The organism is Alcaligenes sp. DN25, from assembly GCF_023674485.1.
Lineage (GTDB): Bacteria > Pseudomonadota > Gammaproteobacteria > Burkholderiales > Burkholderiaceae_B > Alcaligenes > Alcaligenes phenolicus.
In genome coordinates, this window is sequence record NZ_CP098408.1 from 1,699,386 (window position 1) to 1,718,042 (window position 18,657).

General features: G+C 56.8%; 21 protein-coding genes. 7 read left to right on the top strand and 14 right to left on the bottom strand.

Annotated features, from left to right (window positions below; all coding sequences use genetic code 11):
• Positions 1-76 precede the first annotated feature (76 nt).
• A complete protein-coding gene (gene argF / locus NBV64_RS07890) occupies positions 77-1,018 on the bottom strand; it encodes an ornithine carbamoyltransferase (protein WP_021446751.1) in 942 nt (313 codons plus the stop codon).
• A 252-nt stretch (positions 1,019-1,270) separates the two neighbouring features.
• Between argF and NBV64_RS07895 the strand changes: the two genes are divergently transcribed.
• Positions 1,271-1,585 carry a DUF3579 domain-containing protein gene (locus tag NBV64_RS07895; RefSeq protein WP_009455652.1) on the top strand — a complete coding sequence of 105 codons (315 nt, stop codon included), beginning with the start codon at positions 1,271-1,273 and terminating at the stop codon, positions 1,583-1,585.
• 55 nt (positions 1,586-1,640) lie between these two features.
• Here the strand turns inward: NBV64_RS07895 and NBV64_RS07900 are convergent, their stop codons facing one another.
• From NBV64_RS07900 to NBV64_RS07945, 10 genes are all read right to left on the bottom strand, one after another.
• A complete protein-coding gene (locus tag NBV64_RS07900; protein ID WP_250757035.1) occupies positions 1,641-2,582 on the bottom strand; it encodes a 2-hydroxyacid dehydrogenase in 942 nt (313 codons plus the stop codon).
• 157 nt (positions 2,583-2,739) lie between these two features.
• Positions 2,740-3,003 carry a 30S ribosomal protein S20 gene (gene rpsT / locus NBV64_RS07905; RefSeq protein WP_009455654.1) on the bottom strand — a complete coding sequence of 88 codons (264 nt, stop codon included), beginning with the start codon at positions 3,001-3,003 and terminating at the stop codon, positions 2,740-2,742.
• A 56-nt stretch (positions 3,004-3,059) separates the two neighbouring features.
• Positions 3,060-4,613, bottom strand: a complete 1,554-nt coding sequence (gene murJ, locus NBV64_RS07910; RefSeq protein WP_083053773.1) for a murein biosynthesis integral membrane protein MurJ — start codon at positions 4,611-4,613, stop codon at positions 3,060-3,062.
• 18 nt (positions 4,614-4,631) lie between these two features.
• Positions 4,632-5,396, bottom strand: a complete 765-nt coding sequence (locus tag NBV64_RS07915; RefSeq protein ID WP_060186008.1) for a 3-hydroxyacyl-CoA dehydrogenase — start codon at positions 5,394-5,396, stop codon at positions 4,632-4,634.
• A gap of 63 nt (positions 5,397-5,459) precedes the next feature.
• On the bottom strand, positions 5,460-6,116 hold the full coding sequence (gene adk / locus NBV64_RS07920) for an adenylate kinase (protein ID WP_009455661.1): 657 nt from the start codon (positions 6,114-6,116) through the stop codon (positions 5,460-5,462).
• Positions 6,117-6,218: 102 nt separating this feature from the next.
• Positions 6,219-6,983 carry a 3-deoxy-manno-octulosonate cytidylyltransferase gene (gene kdsB, locus NBV64_RS07925; protein ID WP_250757036.1) on the bottom strand — a complete coding sequence of 255 codons (765 nt, stop codon included), beginning with the start codon at positions 6,981-6,983 and terminating at the stop codon, positions 6,219-6,221.
• Between the two features lies 1 nt (position 6,984).
• Positions 6,985-7,170, bottom strand: a complete 186-nt coding sequence (locus tag NBV64_RS07930) for a Trm112 family protein (RefSeq protein WP_009455665.1) — start codon at positions 7,168-7,170, stop codon at positions 6,985-6,987.
• On the bottom strand, positions 7,170-8,249 hold the full coding sequence (gene lpxK, locus NBV64_RS07935) for a tetraacyldisaccharide 4'-kinase (RefSeq protein WP_250757037.1): 1,080 nt from the start codon (positions 8,247-8,249) through the stop codon (positions 7,170-7,172). The genes NBV64_RS07930 and lpxK overlap by 1 nt, the downstream gene beginning before the upstream one ends.
• A complete protein-coding gene (locus tag NBV64_RS07940) occupies positions 8,246-8,650 on the bottom strand; it encodes an ExbD/TolR family protein (protein WP_250757038.1) in 405 nt (134 codons plus the stop codon). Before NBV64_RS07940 ends, lpxK begins: the two co-directional genes overlap by 4 nt.
• Positions 8,650-9,255, bottom strand: coding sequence for a MotA/TolQ/ExbB proton channel family protein (locus tag NBV64_RS07945; protein WP_035268192.1), 606 nt, complete (start codon positions 9,253-9,255; stop codon positions 8,650-8,652). The genes NBV64_RS07940 and NBV64_RS07945 overlap by 1 nt, the downstream gene beginning before the upstream one ends.
• A gap of 425 nt (positions 9,256-9,680) precedes the next feature.
• Between NBV64_RS07945 and xseA the strand changes: the two genes are divergently transcribed.
• Entirely contained in the window at positions 9,681-11,027 is a 1,347-nt protein-coding gene (gene xseA, locus NBV64_RS07950; protein ID WP_250757039.1) for an exodeoxyribonuclease VII large subunit, read from the top strand.
• 54 nt (positions 11,028-11,081) lie between these two features.
• Positions 11,082-11,660 (top strand): superoxide dismutase [Fe], encoded by a 579-nt coding sequence (gene sodB, locus NBV64_RS07955; protein WP_009455685.1) that lies wholly within the window; start codon positions 11,082-11,084, stop codon positions 11,658-11,660.
• A 138-nt stretch (positions 11,661-11,798) separates the two neighbouring features.
• Here the strand turns inward: sodB and bfr are convergent, their stop codons facing one another.
• The gene (gene bfr / locus NBV64_RS07960; RefSeq protein WP_035268187.1) at positions 11,799-12,263 is read right to left on the bottom strand and encodes a bacterioferritin; all 465 of its coding nucleotides are present in this window, start codon (positions 12,261-12,263) and stop codon (positions 11,799-11,801) included.
• Between the two features lie 252 nt (positions 12,264-12,515).
• Between bfr and NBV64_RS07965 the strand changes: the two genes are divergently transcribed.
• Together NBV64_RS07965 and pcaF are read left to right on the top strand one after the other, a co-directional pair.
• A complete protein-coding gene (locus NBV64_RS07965; protein WP_250757040.1) occupies positions 12,516-13,337 on the top strand; it encodes an acid phosphatase in 822 nt (273 codons plus the stop codon).
• 384 nt (positions 13,338-13,721) lie between these two features.
• Positions 13,722-14,927 (top strand): 3-oxoadipyl-CoA thiolase, encoded by a 1,206-nt coding sequence (gene pcaF / locus NBV64_RS07970; RefSeq protein ID WP_042487885.1) that lies wholly within the window; start codon positions 13,722-13,724, stop codon positions 14,925-14,927.
• Here pcaF and NBV64_RS07975 read toward each other — a convergent pair whose 3' ends face one another.
• A complete protein-coding gene (locus NBV64_RS07975) occupies positions 14,928-15,398 on the bottom strand; it encodes a DUF192 domain-containing protein (RefSeq protein WP_115635105.1) in 471 nt (156 codons plus the stop codon). It abuts the gene before it with no gap.
• A 46-nt stretch (positions 15,399-15,444) separates the two neighbouring features.
• A complete protein-coding gene (locus NBV64_RS07980) occupies positions 15,445-15,690 on the bottom strand; it encodes a cold-shock protein (RefSeq protein WP_003801483.1) in 246 nt (81 codons plus the stop codon).
• 166 nt (positions 15,691-15,856) lie between these two features.
• On the opposite strand from NBV64_RS07980, the gene clpS reads away from it, so the two are divergent.
• Positions 15,857-16,180 (top strand): ATP-dependent Clp protease adapter ClpS, encoded by a 324-nt coding sequence (gene clpS, locus NBV64_RS07985; protein ID WP_026482895.1) that lies wholly within the window; start codon positions 15,857-15,859, stop codon positions 16,178-16,180.
• A gap of 93 nt (positions 16,181-16,273) precedes the next feature.
• Positions 16,274-18,595: an ATP-dependent Clp protease ATP-binding subunit ClpA gene (gene clpA, locus NBV64_RS07990; RefSeq protein ID WP_035268183.1), complete on the top strand. Its 2,322-nt coding sequence runs from the start codon at positions 16,274-16,276 to the stop codon at positions 18,593-18,595.
• The last annotated feature ends 62 nt before the right edge of the window (positions 18,596-18,657 follow it).

An 18,657-nucleotide genomic window follows, 5' to 3' on the forward strand; every position in this document is an offset into this window, starting at 1 on the left:
GATCCGGTATTAAAAAGGGGATACGACGTATCCCCTTTTTATGTCATTGAGCAAAGTCTGCTCCGGGTAGAAGCACTCAGGCTTCCAGACGACCCAGAATCAGGAACTCCATCAACGCTTTCTGTACGTGCAAGCGGTTCTCGGCTTCGTCCCAGACCACGCTTTGTGGGCCGTCAATGACTTCGCCGGTTACTTCCTCGCCACGGTGAGCGGGCAGGCAGTGCATGAAGATGGCTTCTGGGTCGGCCACATCCATCATTTCCTGATCCACACACCAGTCAGCAAAGGCTTTGCGACGCTCTTCGTTTTCGTCTTCGTAACCCATGCTGGTCCACACGTCGGTGGTGACCAGGTGCGCGCCCTTGCAGGCTTCCAGTGGGTCGTCGAATTCACGCAGAATGCTGGAATCCGGGTTGCCGGTGCGATCGGATTCCAGGTGGTAGCCGTTAGGGGCCGACACATGCAGGGTGAAGCCCAGGATTTCCGCCGCTTGCAGCCAGGTGTAGGCCATATTGTTGGCGTCACCAATCCAGGCCACGGTCTTGCCCTTGATATCGCCACGGTGTTCGATAAAGGTGAAGATGTCGGCCAGAATCTGGCAAGGATGAAATTCGTTGGTCAGGCCATTGATGACCGGCACACGCGAGTGGGAGGCAAAGCGCTCCAGACGGGTTTGCTCGAAGGTACGAATCATGACGATATCGACCATGCGTGAAACCACGCGGGCGGTATCTTCGATAGGTTCGGAGCGGCCCAGCTGCGAGTCGGTGGTGGTCAGGTGAATGACCGAACCGCCCAACTGATACATACCGGCTTCAAACGAAACACGGGTACGGGTGCTGGCTTTTTCAAAAACCATCGCCAAGGTGCGGTCGTGCAATGTGTGGTGCGGCTGATAGCGTTTGAACTTGTCTTTGATCAGGCGTGCGCGTTCCAGCACATATAAAATTTCGTCGTGAGAAAAGTCGCGAAATTGCAGAAAGTGCCGAAGCGGTCCTGCTTGCACGATGGCATCCATAAAAAAATCCTGCGGATAAAGAAAGCCATCTTAACCTGTCCGGCTATTAAGAGCAAAGCCGGTCTGTGGCGGGGAAGGGGAAACCGTTTGGTTTTGGAATAAAGCGAGAGGGCAAAGTAATGATTAGCAATAAATTGTCAAGCGGCTAATTTATTGAATCCCGGGCTTTGCGTGGCCGCGATCGGATACAATGCGTGGCGAGAAAGGAAAAGGTGCAGCATACCTGAACTGCACGATGAGCGATTAATTGTTATGACAGAGCCAGTGAAGCAACTTGTAATCCATGGTGTGACCCGGCAGGATCAGCGCTTTCGTCCCAGTGATTGGGCAGAACGCTTGGCCGGTGTAATGTCCCAGTTTCGTCCCGCTGGGGCGATGGGTGGTCATCTGACCTATTCGCCCTATGTGGTGCCGCGATTGATTGACGGCGTGCGATGTGTGGTGGTGGATGCTCGCCTGCGAGAGCTTGAACCTTTGGCCTGGAAATTCGTCTGTGGCTTTGCCGATGATAATAATTTAAAAACCAGCGGCATTGACCCCGACAATATGGACCCTGTCGATTCCTGATTCAGACAGCGCATTCAATAAGTCGCCACCGCGAAAACGGTAGGCGACTTGTTTTTTATACGGTAAGCGGCGTGAGCACTTTGCCGGTTTTTTGATACTGTAATACATTTTCCAGCGTCAGCGAGAGCATGGCTTCGCGTGTCTCGTGCGTTGCACTGGCCGTGTGCGGTGCCAGAACGACCTGGTTCAGATCGCGCAAGGCCTGGGGCACCTGGGGTTCATTCTCGAACACATCCAGCCCGGCAGAGCCCAGTCGTCCTTCCTGCAGGGCGGCAATCAGTGCGCTTTCATCGACCACGCTGCCGCGGGCAATATTGACCAGAATCCCTTTGGGACCCAAGGCGTTCAGCACGTCTATATTGATCAGCCCCCGTGTCTCATCGCCACCGACGGCAGCAATCACCATGATGTCTGCCCAATGGGCCAGTTCGATCAGGGAAGGCTCGTAGTGCCAGGGCACATCGTGACGTGGACGGCGGTTGTGATAGCGCAGTTCCATATCAAAGCCACTGGCGCGGCGGGCAATGGTCTGGCCAATGCGTCCCAGGCCCACAATGCCCAGCTTCTTGCCGCTGACCCGCGTCCCCAGCCCGAAACCATTGGGTCTGTCCCACAGACCGGCACGCACGTAGCGATCCGATTCCGTCACACGGCGAGCCGCATCCAGCATCAAGGCCCAGGCCATATCGGCCACGCAATCGTTCAGAACATCAGGAGTGGTACTGACCTGAATACCGCGCTTTTTGGCGGCCTGTACGTCGATGGAGTCGTAGCCTACCCCTACGCTGCAAATCGCTTTCAAAGCGGGCAGGCGGTCCATCAAGGAAGCGGGGGTAGCAGTGACAGCGCTGGTCAGGAGTACCTGTACGCGTTCGATCTGCTGGGCAGAGAGCTGGTTCAGGTCCTGGAAGACAATGCGCTCGAAATGACGGTCGATTTCGTCAAAAGAAGGGTGCTGGGCCAAAGATGCCAGTTGCAGCACGATGGGACGTGTCATGGGGACTCGCTAATGAAAAAGCAAATCCATAACTTAGCATGATTGGCCTGCATGTTCAGGCAATGGTTTTGTGGCTAATAAAAAAGGGGTGCTAAGCACCCCCTTTCTAACTGGTTTTTAGGCCAGAGCCGATTAAACCATTAAAAATCTTCAGCAATCAGGCCAGGGCCTTGATAGCAGCAGACAGGCGGCTCTTGTGGCGGGCAGCCTTGTTCTTGTGAATGATGTTCTTGTCGGCAACGCGATCAATGATGCTGGTCGCTTTGCGGAATACTTCGTTAGCAGCGGTTTTGTCACCGGCTTCGATAGCCTGGCGAACGCGCTTGATAGCGGTACGCAGCATGGAACGGATGCTGGCGTTGTGTTTGTTGCGAGCCACTGCTTGGCGGGCGCGCTTGCGTGCTTGTGCGGAATTAGCCATTTTTAATAAAGCCTAAGTTTTAAAGTTTAATCGGCAAAGACAATTATTCTAGGATACTAAGCCCGCTTTGTAAAGTAAGAGGGGCGAATGCCTACGATAAACAACATGCCGAAATAGGAAATGCCGCTGGCAAGCAACACGCCGCCCAGATACAGCACACGCAGCAGGGGCGTGGCTCCCAGGCTGATCCAGTCGATATAACGGTCAGCCAGCAAGAGGACGGCGGCCAGAGCAGCCAGGGCGGGAATAATCTTCAGGAAAAAACGTAACCAGTCATGATTGGGCTGGTAGATCCCGCGCTTTCGCAGCATGACCAGCAAGGTCAGCGCATTGACAGTGGCACCCAGGCCAATCGACAAGGCCAGCCCGGCATGGGCGAAGGTAGGCACCAGTACCAGGTTAAAGAGCTGGGTAATGATCAGGACGGCAATGGCGATGCGTACGGGAGTGCGGATATCCTGGCGGGCGTAAAAGCCGGGGGCCAGAATCTTGATGGCCAGCAGGCCCACCAGGCCAACCGAATAGGCACCGACTGCCAATTTGGTCTGGGCAACATCAGCGGCAGCAAACGCACCGTAGTGAAACAGGGTGGCGACCAGGCCGTCGGACAGTAAGGCCATGCCCAGGGCGGCAGGCAGGCCCAGCAGCAGGACCAGGCGCAGGCCCCAGTCCAGCAAGCCGCTGTAGTTCTTGTCGTCCTTGCCGGCATGGGCGGCCGACAGCTTGGGCAGCAAGACCGTGCCCAGTGCCACACCTAGCAGGGCAGTGGGGAACTCCATCAGACGGTCGGCAAAGGACAGCCAGGTCACGCTGCCGGACTGCAGCCAAGTGGCGATATTGGTATTGATCAGCAGGGAAATCTGCGCAACAGAAACGCCCAGAATGGCGGGCAGCATCTGTTTAAGAATGCGCTGCACGATAGGGTCGCGGCGCGCTTCACCCAGTCGTAGCGAGAATCGTGGCAACAGGCCCAGACGGGCCAATGCGCTCCATTGCACCAGCAATTGGGCCAGACCGCCCACCATCACCCCAACGGCCAGGGCGTAAATGGGTGTTTCCATATGCTGGGCCAGAAACAGGCTGGCGCCAATCATGGACAGATTCAGCAGGATAGGAGTGAAAGCCGGAACCGCAAAGCGGCTCCAGGTGTTCAGTACCGCAGAGGCAAAAGCCACCAGCGACATGCAGATGATGTAGGGGAACATCATGCGCGTCATGGTGATGGCGGCACCAAATTCGGTTTGTCGCTCGGGGGCGGTCAGGCCACTGGCCATGGCACTGACGACCCAGGGGGCCGCAACAATGCCAATGGCAGTGACCAGCATGACAGCAAAGGTCAGCAGCAGGGCGACGCGGTCCAGCAATTGCTGGACCTTGTCCTGCTCGTGCTCCTTGCGCACCTGCCCCAGGATGGGGACAAAGGCTTGTGAAAACGCTCCTTCTGCAAACAGGCGTCGCAGCAGATTGGGAATGCGAAATGCCACCCAGAAAGCGTCGGTGAGCGGGCCCGCCCCAAAGGCGCGGGCAATCAGAATATCGCGTGCCAGTCCGGTGATACGAGACAGCAGCGTCAGGCCACTAATTGTGGCCGCTGAGCGAAACAAACCCATTGGAGCCGATACAGAAAGTTATTTTGGTGCCATACGAATAGCGCCATCCAGACGGATGGTTTCGCCATTGAGCATTTCATTATTGATGATGCTCTGCACCAGTTGGGAGAAATCTTCAGGGCGACCCAAGCGCGATGGGAAAGGAATGCTGGCCGCCAGGGAGTCCTGAACTTCCTGAGGCATGGCAAACATCATGGGGGTGCCGAAGATACCGGGAGCAATCGTCATGACGCGGATGCCGGTCTGGGCAAGGTCGCGGGCCAAAGGCAGGGTCAAACCGACCACACCGGCCTTGGAAGCGCCGTAAGCGGCTTGGCCAATCTGGCCATCATAGGCGGCTACCGAAGCGGTGTTGATCAGCACGCCACGCTCGCCCGAGGCTTCTGGGGTATTGCTGCCCATGGCCGCGGCCGCCAGACGACACATATTAAAGGTGCCGACCAGGTTGATCATGACAGTTTTCTGGAACAGGTCCAGCGTGTGCGGGCCATTGCGTCCTACCGTGCGCGAGGCAGGAGCCACGCCGGCACAGTTGATCAGTCCGAACAGGGGGCGGGCGCTGTCCTGGCAAGCCAGATCCACGACGGCCTGGGCATCTTGCTCGGAAGTAACATCACAGCGCTGATAAAGTTGGCCCAGCTCTTTGGCCAGAGCCTCACCGGCCTCGTCCTGAATATCGGCGATCACCACGCGGGCGCCGTTTTCAACCAGCATACGTACGGTGCCTGCGCCCAGACCCGATGCGCCGCCGGTGACAATAAAAGTCTTGTTATTGATTTGCATGAGCTTGTCTCCCTTGGATAATAAACAACCGGCCCTTTTGGGGCCGGCTGAATCTTGACTTTCTTAGCTTGCCAGGGCGTCCACAATGCGCTGGCGGATCTCATCGACGCTGCCCACGCCGGAAATCTTGCGATAGGCCGGAGCTTCTGGGTCGCCGGTGGCTGACCATTGCGAGTAGTAATCGACCAGAGGGCGGGTCTGCTCGCGATAGACAGACAAGCGGTGGCGTACGGTTTCCTCGCGGTCATCGTCGCGCTGGAGCAAGGGTTCGCCCGTCACATCGTCCACACCGGGGGTTTTGGGTGGATTGAAGGTGACGTGGTAGCTACGACCGCTGGCAGCGTGGATACGGCGGCCGCTCATGCGTTCGATGATGCTTTCTTCCGGTACGTCGATTTCGATCACGAAGTCCAGTTTGACCTGGGCATCCTTCAAGGCATCGGCCTGGGGAATCGTGCGTGGGAAACCGTCGAACAGGTAGCCGGGCTCACAGTCGGCTGCTTGCAGGCGGTCGCGTACCAGGCCGATGATCAGGTCATCCGAAACCAGGCCGCCGGCGTCCATGATTTTTTTGGCTTCTACACCCAGCGGGGTTTGGGCTTTGACAGCGGCACGCAACATATCGCCCGTGGAAATTTGTGGAATACCAAATTTCTCGGTGATGAAAGCAGCTTGAGTGCCTTTGCCGGCACCAGGGGGCCCGAGCAGTATGAGTCGCATGAATTCCTCCAGGAAATGCGTCGATCCGATTCTCGCTTCAGTATGATGCGTTGCAGCATATTTAGCGCATTTTTTATTCGGATAGAGCAGAAAAAAGATCTTTTATAACCGATTTGCGAAGTGAGCGCGTACTCTTTCCAGGTCTTGTTCGGTGTCTACCCCGGCTGCAGGAATCTCCTGGAGGCGGTGAACCATAATCTGGAAGCCGTTTTCCATGGCTCGCAGTTGCTCCAGAGACTCGAAGTGTTCCAGTGGCCCACGAGGTAGCTGGGCGTACTGCTGCAGGAAGCGATTTCGGTAGGCATAAAGGCCAATATGGTGCAATGCGGGAAGCCCGTCGGCCAGCACCTGTTCGCCATCGGCCAGCGCGTCGCGGGCCCAGGGCATGGGAGCGCGGGAAAAGTACAGGGCGCGGCCTTGCAGGTCGCAAACCACTTTGACGGCATTGGGGTTAAAGAGTGTCTCGGCGTTCTTGATGGGCGCGGCCAGCGTGGCAATGTCGGCCTGTTCGCTGCGCGCCAGCAGCTCGGCGGCGGCATTGATGTGCTCGGGCTGAATCAGGGGTTCGTCACCTTGCACATTGACCACGATCTCGTCCTCGGACAGCTCCAGCAGGCGAGCGGCCTGGGCCAGACGGTCGGTGCCGGTCGGGTGTTCTGCGTCGGTCAGCAAGGCATTGAAACCATGTGCCTGTACAGCCTCCAGCACTTGCGGTGAGTCCGTCGCCACCCAGACCTGACGCGCCCCGCTTTGCGCGGCTTGTTGAGCGCAACGCACGATCATGGGTTGGCCTGCAATGTCGGCCAGCGGTTTGTTGGGCAGACGGGTGGAGCCCAGGCGGGCAGGGATGATGACGGAAAAAGTCATATCAGTTGCTGGAAGGTTCCTGCGCGTCCAGTTGACGTGCTTCGTTGATCAGCATGGTAGGGATGCCGTCCACAATGGGGAAGGCCAGTTTGTCGGCCTTGCAGACCAATTCTTGCTGTTCGCGGTCGTGGCGCAGCGGGCCTTTGCACAAGGGGCAGACCAGCACTTCGAGTAGGCGAGCTTCCATTATTGAACTCCGGGTAATGTGGGTAAGGTTGAGCGCCGTTCGCGCAGCAGGCTATCCAGTTCAGCAATCCAGTCCGGGCGTGAAAACACGGGCTGGACATCGACGACCCACAATCGTGGATCGTTCAGGTGCTGGCATTTTACGGCGTCTTTACGGGTAATGAGTACCGGCCCCTCATGCAGGACCTGAAAGTCCTGAGCTTGCAAGGCGGCATGGTCGGGCAGGGGGAAAGTCTGGCTCAGATGCAGACCACAAGCGCGCAGCATCGTGAAAAAACGGGCGGGCTGGCCAATGGCGGCCAGCGCCTGCAGTTCTTGCTGGCCGTATTCCTGATACCAGTCCGACCAGCTCAGGCGACGGCCCGAACTCAGGTGTTCCAGCTGATAAGGACGCAGGCTCATGCTCAGGGCGCGGCCAGGCTCGGTGGGTTGAGGGGTGGAAGGCGGCGTTTGGTCGGCCACAATCTGGCTGATCAGCCAGTCCACGCGACGCAGGCGTTCGGGACTTTCACGCAATGGTCCGGCTGGCAGCAGCAAGCCATTTCCCACACCGCGAGCATCCTGTACCACGACTTCCATATCGCGTTGCAAGGCCAGATGTTGAAGGCCGTCATCCGAAATAATCAGGTCGACTGCCGGATATTTCTCGAGCAAAGCCTGGGCCGCCAGCGCACGGCGAGGGTGAACGGCGATGGGGGCCCGGGTTTGGGCGGCAATCAGGGTGGGTTCATCGCCAAATTGTTCGGCGGCTAATTGGCCCTGGCCTACGCGCGGGCTGGGGCCGATCTCTACCCCGTAACCTCGGCTGACAATGCCGGGTGTCCATCCCAGGGCGCGCAATTGCTCGGTCAGAGCCAGGACGACGGGGGTTTTGCCTGCGCCACCCACGATGATATTGCCCACCACGATCACCGGCACCGGGCTGCGGTAGGATGCGGCGGGATCTTGCTCGTAGCGTTGCTGCTTGCGCTGTACGAAGAGCGCAGCCAGCGCTGAAAGCGGGCGCATCACAAGGCTGAACCAGCCCTTTTTCTGCCACTGCTGGTGAAGCCAATGAGTCAGGCGGACACGCGCACTCATGGGGCCTGGGTCGCAAAGTGAATGCGATGAATGCCAACCTGACGGGCGGCCTCCATAGCCTGTACCACCGCGAAGTGGGGGGCTTGGGCATCGGCCAGAATCAGCAGGCTGCTGTTTTCGTCAGTCTTTTCGCTCGACAAGGCGTGGCTAAGGGGAGAGCCACTGCTGGCATCCAGCCACATACCGTTCAAGGCGTAGCGCCCGTCCTGGCTGATAGCCAATAGCAGGTCCGTGGTTTGTGCGGTCTGGGCTTGAGCCTGGGGCAAGGAAACATCCAACTGGCGATAGCGCACGAAGGTGCTGCTGGCAGCCAGGAAAATCAGCACCACCAGCAAAACATCTATCAAGGGCACCAGATTCAGTTCCAGCGTGTCCTGGTCTTGGGCTCGGCGAAAGCGCATCAGACGGCCCTCTGAGCCAACAGACGATCCAGCGCACCCGCTTCCGTTTCCAGGCAGTGAAGCAGATAGTCGGCACGGCTGCGAAAGTAGCGGTGAAAGATCATGGCCGGGACAGCAATTAGAATCCCCAGGGCGGTGTTGTACAGGGCCACGGAAATGCCACGGGCAATCAGGCTGGGGTCGCCACCGGCGGGGTCGTAGGCAGCAAAGATGTCGATCATGCCAATAACCGTACCAAACAGGCCCAGCAAAGGGGCGATCACGGCAATGGTGCCCAGTGCCGGAATGTACTTGTTCAATTGGTAGCTGATGTCTTTGCCTTCTGCCTCGACCGCAGACTCACGCACGGCGGAAGTTTGGTGGCGGTTTTTCAGTACGGTGGCTAATACTCGACCCAGAGGGGAGTTATCGTACAGGCGGGGCAGGGACTCGTCCTGAATCCGGTTCTGGGCCGTTAGCTCGCTGATCTGGCGTGCCAGTCCGGCCGGTAGAATTCGTTTGCTGCGCAGGGCTAAAAGACGCTCCAGGATCAAACCCAGGGCAAGAATGGAGCAGGCCAGCAGGAACCAGACAGGCCAGCCAGCGGCATGGATCAAAGTAAGCACGAGTCTATTATCCGGTCACGAAATAAATCAGCGCTTATTGTAGAGCCCCTGTCCGCATTGCGGGAATGTTCCGGCGCGAGCGCGGTACACTTTACGGTCTTTTCCCACAAAGCACGGCCAAACCCCTGATGTATTTGAAGTAATAGGTGTAGTGCTAAAACTATCCACAAAAACTGTGGATAATTCTGTGTATAAAACATCCCATAGTGGCTCGGGCGGTGGTTTAGAGGTTCTCTGGCTAATTTTCGACCATCTTGGTGTTTTTATAAATAGTCTTTAATTTCAATGGCTTATCCGCTTTCGATAAAGTGCTGCATCAGGTGTTCAACGGAAGCCATTGTCTTGGCGTCTATTTGACAAAAGCATGACAGTTGTGGATACGGAACGGTGGAAAACTCGTTCGGGGCGAGTCAAAAACAAAGAATATGATGCATTATCAAGAATCTAGAGCACCTGCGGTATGGACCGTGGCACAGTTGAATCGCCGTGTCAGCCAGTTGCTGGATGAGCATATGCCCGTGGTTTGGGTCAGTGGTGAGGTGTCGAACTTTACCCAGGCCGCTTCCGGGCATTGGTACTTTTCCATCAAGGATGACAAGGCGGCCGTTCGTGCCGTGATGTTTCGGGGGCGTGCCCAGGCCGTGGGATTTGTGCCGCGTGCGGGCGAGCGCTTCGAGTTTCGTTGCTCGGTTACCTTGTACGAGGCACGCGGGGACTTCCAGGTTCAGGTGGAAGGCATGCGCCGCGCCGGGCTGGGGGATTTGCACGAAGCCTTTTTGCGGCTGAAAGGGCAGTTGCAAAGCGAAGGCTTGTTCGATCCTGAGCGCAAACGCCCCATCGCCACCTTGCCGCGCAGCATAGGTATTATCACTTCCCTGGCAGCCGCGGCCTTGCGGGATGTCCTGACTGCGATGGAGCGTCGTGCTCCGCACGTGCGCATCATTATTTATCCTGCTCCGGTCCAAGGAGCAGAAGCACCGCCGCGATTGCGGCAAGCTCTGGAAACCGCGATTGAGCGGGCCGAGGTTGATACGCTCTTGCTGGTACGTGGGGGCGGTAGCCTGGAAGATCTCTGGGCTTTTAACGACGAAGGTCTGGCGCGTCTGATCGCGGCCAGTCCTATCCCTATTATTAGTGGGGTGGGGCACGAGACAGACTTCACCATTGCTGATTTTGTAGCTGACTTGCGCGCACCCACGCCAACCGCCGCCGCCGAACTGGCCTGTCTGGGGCGCGATCAGTTACTGGAACAGGTGTTTGCGCGCATGGGCGCGCTGAGCCACGGTGTGCAGCGTCATCTGGATCGGGCCTCTCTGCGTCTGGATCGGGCGGTAGCCAAATTGGTCTCTCCGCATCAACGCCTGGCCCAGCAGCAGCAACGTCTGGATCATCTGACCCAAAGGCTGCAACGTGTGGCTCGCAGCGTCCCCGATACTGCTGCGTTGCGCCTGACTACCTTGAGGGCGCGTTTGGAGCGCAGCATTCCTCAGCTGACGTCAAGACAGCAAAATCTGAATATGCTTTTCCAACGGCTGGAAAAAGGTCTGGATCATGCGCTGGTTTTGCGTCGCCAGCGCCTGGCCGCGGCCCAGCAAACGCTGCAAGCCTTGTCCCCGCGCCTTATCATCAATCGTGGATATGCCATAGTCAGGGATAGCGAGGGGAAAGTTGTAAAAAATGCGTTAGACTTAAAGATTGGTGAACGACTCGATGTCGAGTTGAGTCGCGGTCATGTGTCGGTGGATGTGGTGCGCACGCACGATCTGCTCTAGGCTGCGTCGTCCTTGTTGGATACCAAACACGGTTTTTTTTTAGAAGGAATTGAAATGGCATTCACTCTTCCAGCTCTTCCATACGAACTCAACGCCCTTGAGCCACATATCTCCAAGGAAACTTTGGAGTTTCACTACGGTAAGCATCACCAGGCTTACGTCACCAACCTGAACAATCTGGTTGCTGGCACCGAATTTGAAAACGCTTCCCTGGAAGATGTGGTCAAGAAATCCTCCGGTGGCGTGTTCAACAACGCTGCTCAGGTTTGGAACCACACTTTCTACTGGAACAGCCTGTCCCCTAACGGCGGCGGCGCTCCTACCGGCAAAGTGGCTGATGCCATCAACGCCAAATGGGGCAGCTTTGACGCCTTCAAAGAAGCCTTCACCAAGTCTGCCGTTGGCAACTTCGGTTCGGGCTGGACCTGGTTGGTCAAAAAGGCCGACGGTTCCCTGGACATCGTCAACACCAGCAACGCTGGCACGACGCTGACTTCCGACGACGTCGCCCTGATCACCTGTGATGTGTGGGAACACGCCTACTACATCGACTACCGCAATGCCCGTCCCAAGTACCTGGAAATTTTCTGGAACCTGGTGAACTGGGACTTTGCCGCCAAGAACCTGGGTTAATCGTCCTGGTTGAGGGTAGCGCTCATCGGAGGGCTACCCGGCAATAAAAAAACCGCCATGCGCATGCTGGCGGTTTTTTTTGGCTTCAATGAAAACAAGTCATAGGGCGTGTGCTGCCGTGCCTTGTTTTTGAAGACCTTACATCTGGGATTGCTGGTAGTTTTCCAGGCCCACTTTTTCGATCAGGCCCAATTGCTTCTCCAGCCAGTAGGTGTGGTCTTCTTCCGTGTCGCGCAACTGGGCCAGAATGATGTCGCGTGTCACGAAATCGCTGGCGGATTCTGCCAGTGCTATGCCTTTTTGCAGAGCCGCGCGAACTTCATATTCCAGTTCCAGATCCTTGCGCAACATGCCGACCACGTCCTTGCCGGGTTCAAACGCATTGGGGCGCATGTCGGGAATACCGTCGAGCATCAGGATGCGGCGTATCAGGGCGTCAGCGTGCTGTGTTTCTTCTTCCATTTCGTGGTTCATGCGCTCGTAAAGCTGCGTGAAACCCAGATGCTCGTAAAAGCGGGAATGGATAAAGTACTGGTCGCGCGCTGCGAGTTCGCCGCGCAGCAGTTGATTCAGATAGTCGAGGACTTCGGGGTTGCCTTGCATGATGATGAGCCTGTAGAGGATGCCAACGGGGGAAGTATGCCATGAGCAGGCCATGAGGGTGCTTGATCTGTGGCACCAAATGGCTAACACGCTATTCAGTTTGGCGGCTGCAATGGCAAGATCGCGGCTTGTCTTCCAATCGTGCCGGGATGCAGCTTCAGTGTTTACCGATCTCAGCCGGGTCAAGAGCTTCACGCGGCCGTTGGCGTTTTCCGAAACTGGAGCTTTTTGCTCCTTTAGTCGAGGTCTGCTATGTCTGCTGCTTTGCGTGTTCGTCCTGCCTTGTTGGGCCTGGTGGGCAGTGTCTTGGTTTTGTCGACGGGTCAGTTGAGCGCCCAGCCTTCTACACATTTGGAAGTCAAGGAAAGTCACTCTTCCGTCAAGCGGGTGGCTGGTTACTTGGACCAAACTGAACTGCCTGATAGTGTGATGCTCCTCGATCCGCCGCCGGCTGCAGATAGTGGGGCCTTTGCCCGGGATGAAGAAGCGCGTCGGGCTGCCGGGCAGCTAAAAGGGTCAGCTCGCTGGGCACTGGCTAAACAAGATGCAGACTTGGTATTTCCACGGCCCGCTCAGAATTATTCGTGCGCATTGGGAGTTCAAATCGACCAAGAGAGCACGCCGGTTATTTATCAGATGATGCGTCGCTTGTTGCCTGATGCGGGTCTATCCACCTACGGAGCCAAAAACAAGTATCAGCGGGTGCGTCCTTTCGATCTTCATAATGAAGATACATGCACGCCAGCGGATGAGGAGTTTTTGCGCAATGATGGTTCCTATCCCTCGGGCCATGCGGCTGCTGGCTGGGCGTGGGCACTAGTGTTGGCGCAGATCAGCCCTGAACGAAGTAATGAGTTGCTGGCTCGTGGCCTGTCTTTCGGTCAAAGCCGTGTCATTTGCAATGTACATTGGCAAAGTGATGTGGAGGCGGGGCGTGTGATAGGCGCCGCCGCGGTGGCTCGTGTGCAGAGTGAGGAGGCCTTCCAGGCTGACATCCTGGCCGCCCGACTAGAATTGGCACAAGCGAAAGTTGCTTCAAGTGGTCAAGCGCTTAATTGCACCGAACAGTTCTAGTGCTGCTTTGAGTGGGTCGTTCGGCTGGCGATTGTAAAAACGAGCGCCCTCATATTGGGTTGAGTGCAGGAAAGAGGGCTTCCGTCTGCTTTCCTGTGCGAGCGCGCCTTGTTTTCTTAATGCCTTGATTACCTGGCGTTGCGGGTATGAGAATTGAATAAGCTTTTTTCTGGTGTGGATTCGGCTTGTCACTGTACCAGGCGCTTTGGCGCATAGACCGCCGGATCGTTCGGGACTAGACGCGCTAAACTGACCGCACAGCGGACATGCTGAATCACCAGAAAAAACCCGGCTGTACTCAAGCGCTACTATCAAAACAGTAGATTTCGAGCGCTCCTCATAGTGCTCTCGAGTGATTTTATTCAAGATATCAGGGTGAATTTCATGAGTCAGGACGCCTTTATTTGTGACGCAATTCGTACGCCTTTCGGACGTTATGGCGGTTCGCTGTCCGCTGTGAGGGCGGATGACCTGGGTGCGGTGCCTATTGCCGCGCTGATGAAGCGCAACCCCCAAATCGATTGGAGCAAGCTGGATGATGTGATGTACGGCTGCGCCAACCAGGCGGGTGAAGACAACCGCAACGTGGCGCGGATGTCCGCTCTGCTAGCCGGTTTGCCCGTGGACGTGCCTGGCGTGACCTTGAACCGTCTGTGCGGTTCGGGCCTGGACGCGATTGGTTCGGCTGCTCGTGCCATTCGCGCTGGCGATGCCTCTTTCATCCTGGCCGGCGGTGTGGAAAGCATGAGCCGCGCCCCCTTCGTCATGGGCAAGGCTGAAACAGCGTTCTCCCGCAGCGCGGGTATTTATGACACCACGATTGGCTGGCGCTTCATCAACAAAGCCATGAAAGAGCAGTACGGTGTGGACTCCATGCCCGAAACGGCTGAAAACGTGGCTCAGCAGTTCAATGTGTCCCGCGAAGACCAGGACGTGTTTGCCCTGAATAGCCAGCTGCGTGCTGCCGCTGCCCAGGAAGCCGGCATTCTGGCTGAAGAAATTACCCCTGTGATCATTCCCCAGCGCAAAGGCGATCCCATTGTGGTGGATAAGGACGAGCACCCACGTGCCACGACTCTGGAGTCCCTGACTCGCTTGAAGCCTGTCGTGCGTGCCGATGGTACCGTGACCGCGGGCAATGCCTCGGGTGTGAACGATGGTGCTTGCGCGCTGCTGGTTGCGAACAAGGCAACCGTCGAAGCCCAAGGCCTGACTCCGCGCGCTCGTGTGGTGGCCATGGCGTTTGCCGGTGTGGAGCCACGCATCATGGGTATTGGCCCGGCACCTGCCAGCCAGAAGGTGCTGGCTTTGGCGGGTCTGACTCTGGATCAAATGGATGTGATCGAGCTGAACGAGGCCTTTGCCGCTCAAGGTCTGGCGGTGACTCGCATGCTGGGTCTGGCAGATAACGATCCTCGCGTGAACCCGAATGGGGGCGCGATTGCGCTGGGTCACCCTCTGGGTGCCAGTGGTGCGCGTCTGGCGATTGCGGCTATCAACCAGTTGCATCGCACAGGCGGACGCTACGCCCTGTGCACCATGTGTATTGGTGTCGGCCAGGGCGTGGCTTTGATTCTTGAGCGCGTCTAACTAAGGTTGCAGGGCAGGCAGGCCGGTGATTGTCTCACCGGCCTTTTTGTCTGCTTGCTTGAACCAGCCTTGTTCCATCTCCAAGGCATAGCGCACAGGTCGCACTGGGCAGTGGGATTGAAGATCAAAGGGTTGCATGGCCTCGATATTGGTGATCGTGCCTTCTTCGGTAATAAAGGCAATATCCAGCGGCAGAGGCGTATTCTTCATCCAGAAGCAAGGCATTCCGCTTTGCTCGAATACGAATAACATGCCGTGATCGGGGGCCAGGCTTTCTCGATGCATCAAACCTTGTGCACGAGTCTCGTCGCGATCGGCCACTTCAGCCTGGATTTGTTTGGAACCCAGGGATAGTGTCAGGGTGGGAAGAGTCTCATCCGCCTGGACCGGGGCGCTAATACAAAGCGCTGCCAGAAGACAGGCAAAAAAAACAGGGCGCGCAGGCCCCGTAGTCGTAGTGCGATACTGCATGTGTGTTGCGAACCTGCTTTTGTTAGAATCGAGAGCGCAAGAGATCTTAAGGCGAAGTAATATTAAGTGCCTGCTTGCCTTTGGGGCCTTGGGCGACTTCATACAGAACTTTCTGGCCTTCTTTCAAAGTCTTGAACCCGTTCATCTGAATGGATGAAAAATGAGCGAAGAGATCTTCGCCGCCGTTATCGGGTGTAATAAACCCAAAGCCTTTGGCATCATTGAACCACTTAACGGTCCCGGATAGTTTTTGATTGTCTCCAGTGCCTGCGGTGGTGGTAGTTTCCGACATGCTTGCTGCCTCTCAACTTAGTGTATGGTTGATACTTTTTTCGGCCCCTCCCTGGGCCTGTGATCGCGGCACCTCACTTTTTTATTGTGAAGTTGACACGATCAGTCGGATGATGCTGAATTTTGTTCCCCCCAGTCAACCTATGGAAAGCACCTAGTTCTGTATTATGGCCATTGAGATCGATAAGCAAGGCGCCACAACGGTAGAGCGCCAATCCGCGCGGCTTGCCCCACCACCCATGTATCAGGTCATCTTGCTCAACGATGACTACACACCCATGGAGTTCGTGGTGAATATACTGGAGCGGGTATTTGCCAAGACCCCGGAGCAGGCCGAACAGCTTATGCTTAAAGTACATTACGAGGGTCGGGCGGTCTGTGGTGTGTATCCACGCGACATTGCCGCCACCAAGGTGGAAATTGTGCGACAACTGGCGCAGTCGCGACAGCACCCTTTGCAGTGTGTGATGGAGCCGGTGCCTGATGCTTGACCATTTAATGGTTTACCGTATTGTTCAGATCAGGCAAATTAGTCATAGAATAGCTTTAACCCCTAGTTTTACTCTTGCCGTGTAGGAGGAAGCATGATCTCCGAAGAACTTGAAGTCAGTCTACACATGGCCTTTGTCGAGGCTCGTGCCGCGCGCCATGAATTCATCACGGTAGAGCATCTGCTGTTGTCCCTGCTCGATAACGCCTCCACGCTGGAAGTGTTGAAAGCATGTGCTGCCGATATTGATGCACTGCGCCAGAATCTGCGTAAATTCATTAACGAAAATACGCCCACTTTCCCTGGTGAAGGCGAGGTCGATACCCAACCCACGCTGGGCTTTCAGCGTGTGATACAGCGTGCCATCATGCACGTATCGTCCAGCAACTCCGGTAAAAATGTCGTTTCCGGTGCCAATGTGCTGGTGGCGATGTACGGGGAAAAAGACTCGCATGCGGTGTATTACTTGCAGCAACAAGGTGTCTCGCGCCTGGATGTTGTCAATTTCCTCTCGCACGGTATCACCAAGGCCAATCCGGAACCTGCTGCCCCCGAGCCACCCAAGGCCGCCGCTGCTGCGGAAGCCGACACGCGCTCGGACGCCCAGAAGTCCCCTCTGGATCTGTACGCTACAGACCTGAATACCGAAGCCAGCCTGGGTCGCATTGATCCCTTGATTGGCCGTGAAAAGGAAGTGGAGCGTGTCATCCAGGTGCTGTGCCGCCGCCGCAAGAACAACCCCTTGCTGGTCGGGGAGGCTGGCGTGGGTAAAACCGCGATTGCCGAAGGCTTGGCGCTGCGCATTCAGCGTGGTGACGTCCCGGATATTCTTAGTGAAGCGCGTGTTTACGCGCTGGATATGGGTGCCTTGCTGGCCGGTACCAAATATCGGGGCGACTTCGAGCAACGTCTGAAGGCGGTGCTCAAGCAGCTCAAGGAAACGGCACAGTCCATTTTGTTTATCGACGAAATCCACACACTGATCGGAGCCGGCTCGGCTTCGGGCGGTACGCTGGATGCGTCCAACCTGCTCAAACCTGCGCTGTCTTCCGGTCAGCTCAAGTGTCTGGGTGCGACCACCTACTCGGAATACCGCGGAATTTTCGAAAAAGACCACGCCTTGTCGCGTCGCTTTCAGAAAATTGATGTGGCTGAGCCGACAGTGGAGCAGACCATCCAGATTCTGCGTGGTTTGAAGTCCAATTTTGAAGAGCACCACGGTGTACGTTACTCGGCGGCGGCCCTGACGGCGGCAGCGGAGTTGTCCGCCCGTTATATCAACGACCGCTTTTTGCCGGACAAGGCCATCGACGTGATCGACGAGGCTGGTGCAGCGCAGCGCTTGCTGCCACGTTCCAAGCAGAAAAAGGTTATCGGCAAGGCCGACATCCAGGCAACGGTTTCGCGTATTGCACGCATTCCGCCCCAGACGGTCTCCAGTGATGATCGCAACAAGCTGGCAACCCTGGCCCGCGATCTGAAATCGGTGGTGTTTGGTCAGGATGTAGCCATTGACGCCTTGGCAGCTGCCATCAAGATGGCGCGCTCTGGCCTGGGTCTGCCTGACAAGCCTATTGGTTCCTTCCTGTTCTCCGGTCCGACCGGCGTGGGTAAAACCGAAGTGGCGCGTCAGTTGGCCTTTGTGCTGGGCGTAGAGCTGCTGCGCTTTGACATGTCCGAATACATGGAGCGTCACACCGTGTCGCGCCTGATCGGTGCTCCTCCTGGTTACGTCGGTTTCGATCAGGGTGGTTTGCTGACCGAAGCCGTTACCAAACAGCCGCACTGCGTGCTGCTGCTGGACGAAATCGAGAAAGCGCACCCGGACGTCTACAACATTCTGCTGCAGGTGATGGACCACGGCACGCTGACGGATAACAACGGTCGCAAGGCCGATTTCCGCAACGTCATCCTGATCATGACCACGAACGCCGGAGCCGAAGCGCTGAACAAGACCAGCATTGGCTTTACCCAGCCCCAGCGCTCGGGTGATGAAATGCAGGATATCAAGCGTCACTTCTCGCCAGAGTTCCGTAACCGTCTGGATGCGATCATTGGCTTCAAGCCTTTGTCGCGCGACATTATCCTGCGCGTGGTGGACAAGTTCCTGATGCAGCTGGAAAACCAGCTGCACGAGAAGCGCGTCGAAGTGTCCTTCTCGGACGCCTTGCGCGAACATCTGGCTGCCAAGGGCTTCGACCCAGCCATGGGTGCCCGCCCCATGCACAGGCTTATTCAGGACACTATTCGCCGTGCCCTGGCCGACGAGCTGCTGTTTGGTCGTCTGGTCGATGGTGGCCAGGTCGAGGTGGATCTGGACGAGAACGGCGAGGTGGTACTGGAATATCCTTCTTCAGGACCTGATGAGCCCGGTAGCAAGGCCTCTTCGCGTCCCGAGCCGGAATTAGTCGACTAAGCCGTGAGGGCATCGCGCCCCTTAATCGTCTGTACGCACTGTGACACCGTACACGAGCGAGT